Raw genomic sequence first — 13,162 nt, 5'->3', positions numbered from 1 at the left:
GACTGTCCACTGGGGCCGTGCGCTCTGCCGCAAGCCCCTCACAGGAAGCACAAAAACAATCCGAACGTCACGCCGGCAAGCACCATGCAGCTCGCCTGATACACAGAGACTCCGTCTTCGATGTCGCCGGAGGTCGCGACATCGCGTCCGGAATTGTTGATCATCGGTTCGGTGACGAGCACGCCGCCATAGATGCGCGGCCCAGCAAGCTGGACATTCAGCGCACCCGCCATTGCCGCTTCCGGACGGCCGGAATTCGGCGAACGGTGCAAGCCGCCGTCGCGCATCGCCACCCGAATCGCCTCGCGGCAGGCGCTGGTGCCGCGCCGGATCCAGGCGCCGGCAGCAATCAGCAGGATGGAAAGGCGCGCAGCCAGCCAGTTGGCGACATCGTCGAGCCGGGCGGCGGCCCAGCCGAAATCGATGTATTTTTCCGATCTATGGCCGATCATCGAATCCGCCGTGTTCAGCATCTTGTAGGCGAAAAGCCCTGGCAGACCGAAGATAGCATACCAAATTGCCGGCGCGACGACGCCATCGGAGAAGTTCTCGGCAAGACTTTCGATCGCCGCGCGGCAGACGGCCGGCTCATCCAGCGTCTCGGGATCGCGCCCGACAATGCGGGCGACGGCGGCCCGCCCACCGGCAAGCCCCTCCTCACGCAGGGCGACGGCAACGGCGGCGACGTGGTCGGCAAGGCTCTTCTGCGCCAGAAAGATCGCCACCAGTCCGGTCTCCAGCAGGATACCGCCGAGGCCGAACAGCGCGAAAAACCGGTTGAACACGAAGCCTGCCGCCACAGCCAGCAACAGCAGCGCCAGGATGGCGGCAACGCCGTTCATCCGCCGTTGATGCCCCGTGAGGCTTGAAGGATTGAGCTGCTGGTCGGCATAGGAGATCACCGCTCCGAAAATCGCGACGGGATGCGGCACGCGCGACCAGAGCCATTGCGGATCGCCGACTATCCGGTCGAGCAGCAGCGCCAGAAGCAGCACGAGAAGGTTTAGATCGATCGTCATCGCTCAAATCTCTGAAGGACTTCGCCAAGCCGCCGGTCCGCCGCCGGATCGGGCGTCAGCCCGAAACGCAGCCAAGTGGGCGCATAGTCGAATTTGCGGACGAGAATATGATGCCGGCAGAGATGCGTGTAAATGTCGCTCGCCCTGGCATCGTCGACAAGAGTGAACAACGCCGTTCCCCCTGTGATCTGCAGCCCGAGCCCGGTCAGCACCGCATGAAGCCCGGCGCGGCGTTCATCGATGAGCCGGCGGATGGGGGAAACGTCCGAACGCAGCAGCGAGCCTGCTATCGAAAGGGCCGGTCCGGAAACCGCCCAGGGTCCGAGCCACTCCTCGAAACGCTGGAGAATATCGTCACGCGCAATCGCAAAGCCGAGCCGAAGGCCGGCGAGCCCGAAAAACTTACCGAAGGAGCGGAAGATCACCAGGTTGGAAAGCCTCTGCGCGTGGCCCGCGAGACTGAGCGCCGGATCGACATCGCCGAAGGCTTCGTCGACAACGAGCAGTCCATTGACCGCCTTCATCATGTCATGCAGGCCAATCAGCGTTTCCACAGGGCATGTCAGCCCATCGGGATTGTTCGGATTGACGACGACGGTAAGCCGATGCTCGGTTCCGATCGCCGCGACGTGATCGACGGTATCGACGGCAAAACCGGCCGAAATAAAAGCGCGCGCATACTCGCCATAGGTCGGCGCCACAATGGCGACCCTGGCACCCTCACCCTTTGTCAGCAATCGCGGCAGAAGCTGGATCACCGATTGCGTGCCGGGCACCGGCAGCGGCAGGATCTCGCCGCTCCCGTAGTAATCGCGCGCCGCCCGCCTTGCCTCTTCGACCAGATGGCTGTCCGGCAGCCGGTGCCAAGCCCTTGTCGGGATCTCCGGCAGAGCAGCCGGGCACGGATTGATCCCCGTGGAAAGGTCGAGCCAGTCTTCCGGCCTGCCGCCAAAGGCGGCAGCAGCGCCAGTAACTCCGCCACCATGGATGATCGGCGCGCTCACGCGGCAATCCCGGCGAGATCGATCAGATGCATGTAGGAACCCGCCACCTGCCCGCGCCGGAGCCCCGCCGGGCCGAGATCGGTTCCGAGCGCATCCCGCACATGAAACAGCCGCTCGCCCTCGCCTTCCGAAATGAGGGTGGAATAGTGGAACTCATGCGCCGTCATTGCCCGCTGAAAGATCGCATGATCGAGCGGCATGACGTGGCGATAACCGAGATGGCGTTTGCGCGCGGCATAGCTGGTGACGACGGGCAGCAGGCCGAGCATCTCGTGACGCTTGCCCTCTGCGTCGATCAGCCCTTCGCCGAGCACCATGTAGCCGCCGCACTCGCCATAGATCCGGATGCCGCGCGCCGCCGCATCGAGGAGGGCGGCGCGGAAATTCGGCGCCTGGGAGAGCTTTCCGGCATGCAGCTCGGGATAACCCCCGGGCAGATAGATCGCATCGGCATCGGCAGCGGGCGCCTCGTCGGCGAGCGGCGAGAAGAAGGAAATAGCAGCCCCCCGCCGCCGCCAGCCAAGCAGCATGTGCTCATAGGAAAAGGCAAAGGCGATATCGCGGGCCACCGCAATGCGACTGCCGAGCGGCGGCAGACGATCGATATTGGCGGCCGACGGCCGGTTCAGGCCCTGCCTGGCGATGCGCAGCAAAAACTCGAAATTGCATTCCTCGGAGACGGCATCCGCCGCATGCTCGATGAAACCTTCAAGGCTCGCATGCTCACCGGCCTGGACAAGGCCGAGATGGCGATCCGGCAGAGCAAGCGCCTTGTCGCTGCCGATTACGGCAATGACAGGCATGCGGATCGCCTCAAGCGCCTGACGCAGCATCGCCTCGTGCCGTTCGCTGCCGACCTTGTTGAGGATGACGCCGGCAACGCGGACATCGGCGCGGAAACCGGCAAAGCCCGCCACCAGCGGCGCGACCGATTGCGACATGCGTGAGGCGTCGACGACCAGCACCACGGAAAGGCCGAGCTGGGCGGCCAGATCCGCTGCCGTTCCTTTGCCGTCGGCCGCCCCGTCGAACAGTCCCATCATCGCCTCGACGACGAGAATACGGTCGCCGGAGCGATGCAGCGTCGCATTGGCCGAGATCAGCTCCGGCCGCATCGCCCAGGGGTCGAAATTCAGGCAAAGCGTGCCGCTCGCGGCAGCATGGAAGGCGGGATCGATATAATCGGGGCCGGCCTTGCCGGGCGCGATCGCAATGCCGCGCCGACGCAAGGCTCTGAGCAGCCCGAGCGTCACCGTCGTCTTGCCGGCACCGGAAGAAGGAGCTGCGATTAGGAGGCCGCTCATGCCAGCACCTGGCCGGACTGGCGGAACGGATCGGGCTGCAGGCGTCGTCCGGCGAGAGCGCCGACCCAGTCGAGCGAGGCCCGCAGCCGCACCACCTCCCCGACGACGACCACCGCCGGCGGTTCGAGCCCGGAGGCGGTAACAGCCTCGGTCGCCTGCCCGAGCGTCGTCTCCAGCACCTGCTGCGCGCCGGTCGCTGCATTGCAGACGAAAGCCACGGGCTCGGATGGCGAGCGGCCAGCCGCAATGAGGTTGGCGCTGATCTGGGCGATGTGCTTCATCGCCATATACATCACGATCACGGGCGAACCCTTACCGATCGCTTCCCAGTCGATTCTGTCGGGCACGATGCCGGAGGAATCATGGCCGGTGAGAAACGTCACCGCATGATTGATCTCGCGATGCGTCACCGGAATGCCGGCATAGGCAAGCCCGCCGATACCGGCGGTGATCCCCGGCACGATGCGGAAAGGGATATTGTGCTCGACCAGCGTCAGCGCCTCCTCCCCGCCGCGCCCGAAGACGAAGGGATCGCCCCCCTTCAGCCGCAGCACCCGCTTACCGGCGCGCGCCAACTCCACCAGCCTGAGCGAAATATCCCGCTGCTTGGCCGAAGGCTTGCCGCCGCGTTTTCCCGCATATTCGAATTCGGCGCCGGGGTGCGCAAGCCTCAGACAGTCCTCATTCACCAGCGCGTCATGGACGATCACATCGGCCTCGGCGAGCCCCTTGGCGGCCAAGAGCGTCAGCAGGCCCGGATCACCCGGACCGGCCCCGACGAGCCAGACGCTGCCCGGCTCCAACGCCGGCAAATGGGAGAATGCGCTATTCGACATTTTGTTGATCTAGGCCCAGCGAGGGCCAAGGTCAACGCTGCCTGCGCCACCTCACTTGAAGTTGCTGAGATGACAATGACTCACTTTGCAAACAAGCGGATTCGATATCTCGGGAAAGCTGCGTAACAACATGAATATATTATAGTATTATCTAAATAAGGCCGCCCGCGGCGGGGACTACTGATAACGTCGTCCAACTCCTTTTCGTCATGCTCGGGCTTGCCCCGAGCCGGCATCCGCGGCAGCCCCCGGCACAAGGCCGAGGGGTGACGCCGAGAAAAAGGCACGTCGGAAGTTGACGCCTGCTGCAATCGGCCTTCAAGGCACTCAGCCGCGAAGCAGCGTATCGCGGATCAGCTTCAGGACCTTTTCCGAGTCGATCCCTGTGGTGACGATCTGGCTCGGCCGATCATCCCAATCGCCGGGCGGGAAGCGGCGGCCATCCGGCTTGACGATCGTCTGGCCGTCGGCAATGCCGCCGCAGACGACGCGCACCGCGCCCGATATCGACGAGAACAGTTCCGGCGCCACGACGTAGACTGCGGCGCAGCTGTCATGCACCATCATGCCGTCTTCAACCGCATGCTTGTAGAAATCGATGTAGGACTGCGAGAGTGCGTCGAGCAGCTTCACCGCCCCGTCGCCCTCGGCCGCCATCTGCCCGAGATAACTGCGGCTCATCGTTGTGATCGAAGTAACGTCGAGACCGATGACGGCCACCTTCCAGGGCGCGGTCATGACGATGTCGGCGGCCTCGGGATCGCCGTGAATATTGGCCTCGGCGACCGGCGAGACATTGCCGGGCACATAGAAATTGCCGCCCATGATGACGACGTCCTTGACCAGAGTCGCGATCTCCGGGTCTTCCTTCAACGCCCGCGCCAGATTGGTCATTCGCCCGACCGCGACCAGGCGCACCTCGCCGGGATTGGCACGCACGGTGTCGATGATGAAGCGGTGCGCCGGGCGCGGATCGAGCGGCAGGTCGATCGCTGCGGGCACCTCGATATCGCCGAGACCGTTGTCGCCATGCACCATGGAAGGCCATTCCCGCTCCGCGCGTGAGGCATCGATGGTGACGCTGGCGCCCTTGGCGACGGGTGCAGGAATATTCCACTCGCGCTTGAGGAAGAGCGCATTGCGGGTCGTCGTCTCGACCGAAGCGTTGCCAAAGACCGTCGTAATGCCGATCAGATCGATTTCAGGATGGCGATGCAGGAAGAGAAGCGCCATGGCGTCGTCAACGCCCGGGTCAGTGTCGTAAATGACCTTGTGCATGATATGTCCTCTAGATGTGAATCGCGAGGCTGCCGGTTGGCGCCGCGAATTGCCGCCACCATAGCGACCATCAGGCTTTCTGCAACCCGCCGCGGGCGACCGCCGCCGTCGCTTGCGCCGATTTGATTTTGCCAAGTACCAGTTCGGCATCGTCGCCGATCGCCGCAAGCGCTGCCGATTCCGCAACGCCATGGCAGCCGACGCGAGCAAAGACGACGGCCGAGGGATTTTTAAGCCGCGGCGTTTCCCGCTCCAGCCGCGGAGCGTCGAAGAATAGGGCCGGCACAGCAAGATGCCTGGCAACCGCGAGGATTGCCGCCTCCTGCCGGCGGCTGTCGATGGAAGCAATGGCAGCGAGCTCATTGGCGCCGATACCGGCGGACTTGAGCGCCTCAACTGCGAGAGCCAACACCTCCGCAGGCTGCGTCCCGCGCTCGCAGCCAAGACCGAGCACATGGCGCCGTGCCGGAGTGAAAGACATGTCGCTCATGGAAGCAGCCGAATGTGCTGTTGCTGTGTCCCTGCAGCCATTGCAGCTTGGAGAGGGAAATGCAACAAGGCCGGCTAAAAGCCCTCTGGAATAGCATCTTGCCTGACATTGCCCTCCATCTGCTTCTGCTGCTCTGCGCGGCTGCCTTCTTTGCCGGTTTCGTCGATGCCATTGCCGGCGGCGGCGGTCTCATCACCGTTCCCGCCATGTTGATCGCCGGCATCCCGCCACTGCAGACGCTCGGAACCAACAAGGTGCAATCGATCTTCGGCGCCGCTTCCGCGACGCTCGCCTATGCCCGCAAGGGCCATGTGGAGCTTTCCGAACAGCTGCCGATGGCGCTGATGGCGCTCATGGGCGGGGCACTCGGCGCCGCTCTTGCGACGATCGTACCAGGACAGGTGCTTCAAGCGATCATGCCTGTGCTGCTCTTGGCAATCGCGATCTTCTTCGCCGTCAAACCGAATCTCAACGACCTCGACAAACACCGTCTCATCACGCCCTTCGCCTTCGGCTTGACGCTTGTGCCGGCCATCGGCTTCTACGACGGCGTCTTCGGCCCCGGCACCGGCTCTTTCTTCATGCTCGCCTTCGTCACCCTCGCCGGCTTCGGCGTGCTGAAGGCGACGGCCCACACCAAACTTTTGAATTTCGGCTCGAATTTCGGTGCGCTGATCGTCTTCGCAAGCTTCGGCGCGATCCTCTGGAAAATCGGCCTGCTGATGGGCGTCTGCCAATTCCTCGGCGCACAAGTGGGCTCCCGGCTTGCCATGCGCATCGGCGCAAAGCTGATCAAGCCGCTACTCGTGATCGTCTGCGTCGCTTTGGCGGTTAAGCTGCTCGCCGATCCGGCAAATCCGCTGCGGGTCTGGCTCGGCCTCTAAAGCCGCTCTCAGAACTCCACGCCAGCCTGGCCTTTGATGCCGGAGCGGAAGGGGTGTTTGACGAGTTCCATCTCCGTCACCAGATCGGCGATCTCGATGAGCTCTTCCTTGGCGTTGCGCCCTGTCAGCACGACATGCGTCATGGCGGGTTTCTCATTCTTCAGGAAGGCGACGACGTCGTTGATGTCGAGATAATCGTAGCGCAGCGCGATGTTGATCTCGTCGAGCAGCACCATGGAATTGCGTTCGTCGCGGATCAGCTCCTTGGCCTTTTCCCAGGCGGCCGAGGCGGCGGCGATGTCGCGGGCCCGGTCCTGCGTCTCCCAGGTGAAGCCCTCGCCCATCGTATGGAACTGGCAGAGATCGGAAAAATGCTTCTCGATCAGGTCGCGCTCGCCGGTCCACATCGCGCCCTTGATGAACTGCACGACGGCCGACGGCTTGCCGTGGGCGATGTGCCGGAAGATCATGCCGAATGCGGCTGACGACTTGCCTTTGCCCTTGCCGGTATGGACAATGATCAGGCCCTTTCCGTCCGTCTTGGTCGCCATGATCTTGTCGCGCGCAGCCTTCTTCTTCGCCATCTTCTCGGCGTGGCGCGCATCATCCTTGGCCGATTCGTTTTCTGGGATCTCGTCGCTCATCAGTGCACCTCATTCAGTTTCGTAGCAGCCAGGTCGAACCGTGCCGAATTGCTGCGCGGCGTCCAGAGCCCGCGATCGATCGCCTCGCGCAGTCGCTCTCTCATCTCGTCGAATGCCGCCGGGTTCTTCTCGATCATGAAGCCACGCACGCCCGGATCAGCGACGAAGGCTCGATAGACCGCCTCGAAATGATGCGCGCCGACCGCGCCCGTCGTCGCCGCGAAGGCAAAGAGATAATCGACGGTGGCGGCGATCTCGGCCGCCCCCTTGTAGCCATGGCGCATGACGCCCGATATCCATTTCGGATTGACCGCGCGCCCGCGCACGACGCGGCCGATTTCCTCCTCGAGCGAGCGGATCAAAGGTCGTTCGGGCATGGAATGATCGTTATGATAGATCGCGGGGCGTGTACCGGCGAGTTGCTCGGCCGCCGCCGCCATGCCGCCCTCGAACTGGTAATAGTCATCACTGTCGAGCAGGTCATGCTCGCGATTGTCCTGGTTCTGAATGACGGCCTGCACCGAGCGCAGCCGCTCCTCGAACAGGCCGCGTTCGGCCCTGCCTTCCTCGCCGGCGCCATAGGCATAACTTCCCCAGACGACATAGGCCTCGGCAAGATCGGCACGCCGCTCCCAGCCCTTTTCATCGATCAGTGCCTGCAGGCCCGCGCCGTAGGCGCCGGGTTTCGAGCCGAAGATGCGGTAGCCCGCCCGCTTCGCCGCCGTCTTCTCATCGAGCCCAGCTGCAGCGAGCCGCGTCGTCTCGCCGCGCATACGCCCGGCAATCGGATTGTCAGCCGCATCCTCTTCCAGCGCGCCGACTGCCCGGATCGCCTTGTCGAACAGGGCGATCTGCTCCGGAAAGGCATCGCGGAAAAAGCCGGAAATCCGCAGCGTCACATCGACGCGCGGCCGCCCGAGCACTGCTTGCGATATGATCTCATAGCCGGTGACGCGGCGCGAACTCATGTCCCAGAGGGGCTTGACGCCGATCAGCGCTAGCGCCTGAGCGATATCATCACCACCAGTGCGCATATTCGACGTGCCCCAGGCCGTCAGCCCGAAGGAGACCGGCCACTCACCGTAATCCTGAACATAGCGACGCACCAGCAGTTCGGCCGATTTTTTGCCAAGTTCGTAGGCGGCCGGCGTCGGCACGGCGCGACTGTCGACCGAATAGAAATTACGGCCTGTCGGCAGAACATCCGGCCGGCCGCGGGTCGGCGCGCCTGAGGGGCCGGGGGCGACGAAGCGACCGTCGAGGCCGCGGAGCAGCCCATCGATCTCGGCGCGGCCGCAGGCGAGGATGGAGGGTTTGAGCCGGGTCTCGATCTCCGAAAGTACAGCCCGCGTTGCCGTCCAGTCTGCAGGGCATTCCATTTCGCCGGCAACGAGCTTGGCAGCGAGCAGCTCGATTCGCTCGACCGCGTCGCCGTTGGTGCGCCAGGGAGCCTTGGTGATATCGGCGAGGATTGCCGGGCGTGGCCCGACCCAAAGGGCAGCCATGTCGCAGTCGAGTGGGTCGAAGACAGACCCCTCCCCAACCCCTCCCCACAGGTGGGAGGGGCTTGCTGGACGCACCGCCTCCACATCATCTTTGAGCGCAGAGATTGCCGCGGGCGCAGCGGTAAGTCCCTCCCCCTTGTGGGGAGGGGTTGGGGAGGGGTTTCTCACAGCATCCCCAGCAATCGCCCGCTGCAAACTCGCATCGCCACCCTCTCCCAGCCCGCGCGGTACCCGCGCCAGCGCCACGGTCAAATCCGTCAGCAGCCGCCCCTTCGGCGATACGCCGAACACATGCAGCCCATCACGGATCTGCATCTCCTTCAGATCGCAGAGATAGGCGTCGAGCTTCTTCAGCGCCTCACCTTCGCTCTCGCCTTTCGCAATCCCCGCATCCCGATCCAGTCCGATATCGGTGACGAGATCGAGGATCTGGCGGCTTAGCAGCCGGATACGGCGAGGGTCGCCGCCGGCGGCCTGGTAATATTCGTCGACCAGCGCTTCCAGATCCTTGAGCGGACCGTAACTCTCGGCCCGCGTCAAAGGCGGCGTCAGGTGATCGATGATAACAGCCGCACTTCGACGCTTGGCCTGCGTGCCCTCGCCCGGATCATTGACGATGAAGGGATAAAGATGCGGCACCGGCCCGAGGATCGCTTCCGGATAACACGTCTCCGACAGCGCCAGCGCCTTGCCCGGCAGCCATTCGAGATTGCCATGCTTGCCCATATGAATGACGGCGTCAGCGCCAAATTCGTGCCGCAGGAAAGCATAGAAGGCGATATAGCCATGCGGCGGCACGAGATCCGGCGAATGATAACTCTCCTTCGGATCGATATTGTAGCCGCGTGCCGGCTGAATGCCCACCAGGACGCCGCCGAAGCGGGCGAAAGGCAGGGCGAAGACGTCGTCGCGAAAATAGGGGTCGTTCTCTGGCTCGCCCCAGCGGTCCGTCACTTCATCCTGAATCTTTTTGGGAAGAGATCCCAGGAAGTTTTTGTAGCGACTGAGCGAAAGAGCCTCGCGGATGACCCGGCCGTCATGCCCGGAATTGGTCGGCCCCTCCATCAGATGGCGGATCAGCGCGTTGCCATCGGCCGGAATATCGGCGACCGAATAACCCGCACCCGCCATCGCCCGAAGCACCTCGATGCTGCCGGCTGGCGTGTCGAGTCCGACGCCGTTGCCGAGCCGGCCGTCGCGGTTCGGATAATTCGCCATGACGAGGGCGATGCGCCTCCTATTGGCGGGCCTCCCGCGCAGCCGCGCCCAACTGGCGGCGAGCTCCGCCGTGTAGCGCACCCGGCCGGCATCGGGCACGCTGGCGACGATGTTCGCCTCGACAGCCGCGTCGTAACGCGCCGCCGTCTTGAAGGACACCGCCCGCGCCAATACGCGCCCGTCGACTTCAGGCAACGCCACATTCATGCCGAGGTCGCGCGCCGACAGACCTTGAGACGAAGCTTCCCAGGCCTCCTTCGACGAAGCCGACAGGATTGCCTGCAGCACGACTGCGCCATCCGCCTCCAGCACCGTCGGTTGCCGGTCCGCGCCCGGTGCGGAGACCGCAAAGCCCGTTGTGTTGATGACGACATCCGGTTTCAACGCCGAAAACACGCTCTCGAGAATCCCTGTCGAAATGGGATCCTTTAGGCTGTAGGCAAAGACCGGCAGCGGCCGCAGGCCAAGTGCGGCCAGGGCCTCGACCAGCGCTTCGACCGGCCCGGTCTCGCCGCTCTGGACGAGGGCACGGTAGAAGCTGATGGCGACGATGGGGGACGTGGGTTCGAATTCCACCTCTTCTGTCGAGCTTGGTGCCCCACGCTTGACGGACGACGTTGGCGCGACATGCGAACCGACGACCCGCCGCCACTCCTCGACCCCGATCGCCCCTCGCCCCGGCCACCAGATCCGCGCCTTCATCAAAGGCACGGCCGGCGCCGGTTTTTCCGCCCCCGCCAGCATCGCCGACGCATAGGCAAGAAAGTTCCGCGCGTTCGCGTCGCCGCCCTCGATCAGGTAGCCCCAGAGCGCGTTGAGATCCTCGACGTCAATATTGGAGAAAGGAACCAGCCCGGCATCCGGCTTGGCATCGCCAGGCAATACCGCAATCAATGCGCCGTTGCGTGCGGCAACGGCGTGCAGCGCCTCCAGCGCATAATGGAAATAGCTGGCGCCGCCGAGCGCACGCACGACGATCAGCTTGGCATGCCTGGCCGTTCGCTCGACATAGGTATCGACCGACATCGGATGCTTGAGGCTCATCAGATTCGCGAGCCTCAGCGAATGCGGCATCCCCTCGCACCCGCGATAGGCGGTAGCGATCGCCGCAAGCTCGGTGTCGGCGGCCGAAAGGAACAGGATATCGCCCGGCGACTGGCCGAGGTCTATCGCCTCCTCGCCGTCGCTGATCGTTCCCTGCTGGGCCAGAAGCAGATGCATCGATTATCCCTGAACGAGCGCTTCGATCGCCTTGCGCACCGCGTCCTGGTTCATTTCGTGCAAGCCGATGACGACGAGGCGCGTGCGGCGCGCCTCACCCGCTGCCCAGGCGCGGTCGAAATACTGGTCGATGCGGCTGCCGACGGCCTGCAGCTGCAGGCGCATGGGCTTGCCCGAAACGTCGATGAAGCCCTTGAGGCGCAGCACGTCGTGCTCGGCGATGATGCCCTTCAGCTTTTCGATAAAGCCTGTCGGATCGGAAACAGCGCCGAGTTCGACAACGAAGCTGTCGAATTCGTCGTGATCGTGCGGCGCCCCCTCCTCGTGCTCCAGCTCGTGATGGGACTTGCGATTGGCGATATCGTCTTCTGTGCCAATGCCGAGGCCGAGCAACACACCGGCCGGCACCTCGCCATTCCTGGCCTCGATCATGACCGGCTTGCGGGCGATGCGGGAGGCGACTTCGTTCTTCACACGGCCCAGGCCATCCCCATCGATCAGATCGGTCTTGTTGAGGACTATGAGATCGGCGCATGTGAGCTGGTCTTCGAACAGCTCCTCGATCGGGCTCTCATGATCGAGCGAGTCGTCCTCGACGCGCGCCGCCTCGACCGCATCATGGTCGTCGGCGAAACGGCCGGCGGCAACGGCCGCACTGTCGACAACCGTAATGACGCCGTCGACGGTCACCTGGGTGCGGATATCAGGCCAGTTGAAGGCGGCGACCAGCGGCTGTGGCAGGGCGAGGCCGGAGGTTTCGATGACGATATGGTCAGGCCGCTGTTCGCGCTCCAGGAGCTTCGTCATCGTTGGAATGAAATCGTCGGCGACGGTGCAGCAGATACAGCCATTGGTGAGCTCGATAATGTCGTCCTCGCTGCAATTCTCCGCGCCGCAGCCCTTCAGCACTTCGCCGTCGACGCCGAGATCGCCGAACTCGTTGATGATGAGCGCAATCTTTTTGCCGGCGGCATTGGTGAGCAGGCTGCGGATCATCGTCGTCTTGCCGGCGCCGAGGAAGCCGGTGATGACGGTTGCGGGGATTTTCTGCTGGTTCATGGAACTTCAACCCTTCATTTTCAGCGGCAGACCGGCCGCGATGAAATAGACTTCGTCGGCCTTCGCCGCGATTATTTGGTGCAGCCGTCCGGCATGATCGCGAAAATCGCGCGCCATGCGATTGTCAGGCACAATGCCGAGGCCAACCTCGTTGGAAACGAAGACCAGCCGCGCCTTGGCGCCAGGCAGGAAATCGGCGAGCGCGGCAAATTCCACCGCCATGTCGCGCTCCTCCATCAACAGGTTGGTCACCCAGAGCGTCAGGCAATCGACAAGCACAATGCGCCCCTCGCCGTCGATCGCGGCAAGCACGCCGAGAAGATCGAGCGGCTCCTCATGCGTCGTCCAGGAAGGGCCGCGATCGGCCTTGTGCTGGGCAATACGCGTCTGCATCTCCTCGTCCCAGGCACGGCCGGTGGCGAGGTAGTGGCGCTCGAGGCCGCTTGCCATAACGAGATTTTCGGCAAAACGGGATTTGCCGGAGCGGGCGCCGCCGAGGATGAGGGTGGTGGTCATGCCGAAGCGACCCTCCGAGAGAGGGCAAGGCGGCGCCAAATCTCTCTTCTCCCCAGCGGGGAGAAGCTGCCGGCAGGCGGTTGAGGGGGTGAGCGGCGAAGCCGCGAATGGACCGAGCGCAAGCGAAGGGCAAAAGGACGGAGGTGCCGCGCGGCCCCCTCATCCGACCCTTCGGGCCACCTTC

At 63.9% G+C, this 13,162-nt stretch carries 11 protein-coding genes; 1 reads left to right on the top strand and 10 read right to left on the bottom strand.

Annotation, left to right across the window (positions count from 1 at the left end; translation table 11 throughout):
* Nucleotides 1-38: 38 nt before the first annotated feature.
* From cbiB to QWJ46_RS12675, 6 genes are all read right to left on the bottom strand, one after another.
* A complete protein-coding gene (gene cbiB, locus QWJ46_RS12700) occupies nt 39-1,019 on the bottom strand; it encodes an adenosylcobinamide-phosphate synthase CbiB (RefSeq protein ID WP_302751437.1) in 981 nt (326 codons plus the stop codon).
* Nucleotides 1,016-2,023 (bottom strand): threonine-phosphate decarboxylase CobD, encoded by a 1,008-nt coding sequence (gene cobD / locus QWJ46_RS12695; protein ID WP_302751436.1) that lies wholly within the window; start codon nt 2,021-2,023, stop codon nt 1,016-1,018. The genes cbiB and cobD overlap by 4 nt, the downstream gene beginning before the upstream one ends.
* A complete protein-coding gene (locus tag QWJ46_RS12690; protein WP_302751435.1) occupies nt 2,020-3,327 on the bottom strand; it encodes a cobyrinate a,c-diamide synthase in 1,308 nt (435 codons plus the stop codon). Before QWJ46_RS12690 ends, cobD begins: the two co-directional genes overlap by 4 nt.
* On the bottom strand, nt 3,324-4,163 hold the full coding sequence (cobA, locus tag QWJ46_RS12685; RefSeq protein ID WP_184457857.1) for a uroporphyrinogen-III C-methyltransferase: 840 nt from the start codon (nt 4,161-4,163) through the stop codon (nt 3,324-3,326). The genes QWJ46_RS12690 and cobA overlap by 4 nt, the downstream gene beginning before the upstream one ends.
* 327 nt (nt 4,164-4,490) lie before the next feature.
* Nucleotides 4,491-5,441 (bottom strand): nucleoside hydrolase, encoded by a 951-nt coding sequence (locus QWJ46_RS12680; RefSeq protein WP_302751434.1) that lies wholly within the window; start codon nt 5,439-5,441, stop codon nt 4,491-4,493.
* A 70-nt stretch (nt 5,442-5,511) separates the two neighbouring features.
* The gene (locus QWJ46_RS12675; protein ID WP_302751433.1) at nt 5,512-5,931 is read right to left on the bottom strand and encodes a cobalamin biosynthesis protein; all 420 of its coding nucleotides are present in this window, start codon (nt 5,929-5,931) and stop codon (nt 5,512-5,514) included.
* 98 nt (nt 5,932-6,029) lie between these two features.
* Between QWJ46_RS12675 and QWJ46_RS12670 the strand changes: the two genes are divergently transcribed.
* Nucleotides 6,030-6,815: a TSUP family transporter gene (locus QWJ46_RS12670; protein ID WP_184457852.1), complete on the top strand. Its 786-nt coding sequence runs from the start codon at nt 6,030-6,032 to the stop codon at nt 6,813-6,815.
* Nucleotides 6,816-6,823: 8 nt separating this feature from the next.
* Here QWJ46_RS12670 and cobO read toward each other — a convergent pair whose 3' ends face one another.
* The 4 genes from cobO to cobU are packed head-to-tail and all read right to left on the bottom strand — an operon-like array spanning nt 6,824 to nt 12,978.
* The gene (gene cobO / locus QWJ46_RS12665; protein ID WP_302751432.1) at nt 6,824-7,459 is read right to left on the bottom strand and encodes a cob(I)yrinic acid a,c-diamide adenosyltransferase; all 636 of its coding nucleotides are present in this window, start codon (nt 7,457-7,459) and stop codon (nt 6,824-6,826) included.
* The gene (gene cobN / locus QWJ46_RS12660) at nt 7,459-11,403 is read right to left on the bottom strand and encodes a cobaltochelatase subunit CobN (RefSeq protein WP_302751431.1); all 3,945 of its coding nucleotides are present in this window, start codon (nt 11,401-11,403) and stop codon (nt 7,459-7,461) included. The genes cobO and cobN overlap by 1 nt, the downstream gene beginning before the upstream one ends.
* Before the next feature lie 3 nt (nt 11,404-11,406).
* Entirely contained in the window at nt 11,407-12,462 is a 1,056-nt protein-coding gene (cobW, locus tag QWJ46_RS12655) for a cobalamin biosynthesis protein CobW (RefSeq protein ID WP_302751430.1), read from the bottom strand.
* A gap of 6 nt (nt 12,463-12,468) precedes the next feature.
* A complete protein-coding gene (gene cobU, locus QWJ46_RS12650; protein ID WP_302751429.1) occupies nt 12,469-12,978 on the bottom strand; it encodes a bifunctional adenosylcobinamide kinase/adenosylcobinamide-phosphate guanylyltransferase in 510 nt (169 codons plus the stop codon).
* Nucleotides 12,979-13,162 lie beyond the last annotated feature (184 nt).

Origin of the sequence: Rhizobium sp. CBN3, from assembly GCF_030518245.1 — a bacterium.
Lineage (GTDB): Bacteria > Pseudomonadota > Alphaproteobacteria > Rhizobiales > Rhizobiaceae > Rhizobium > Rhizobium aethiopicum_A.
Note: the sequence above shows the minus strand (reverse complement) of the source record. Positions and strands in the feature narration are given on the sequence as shown.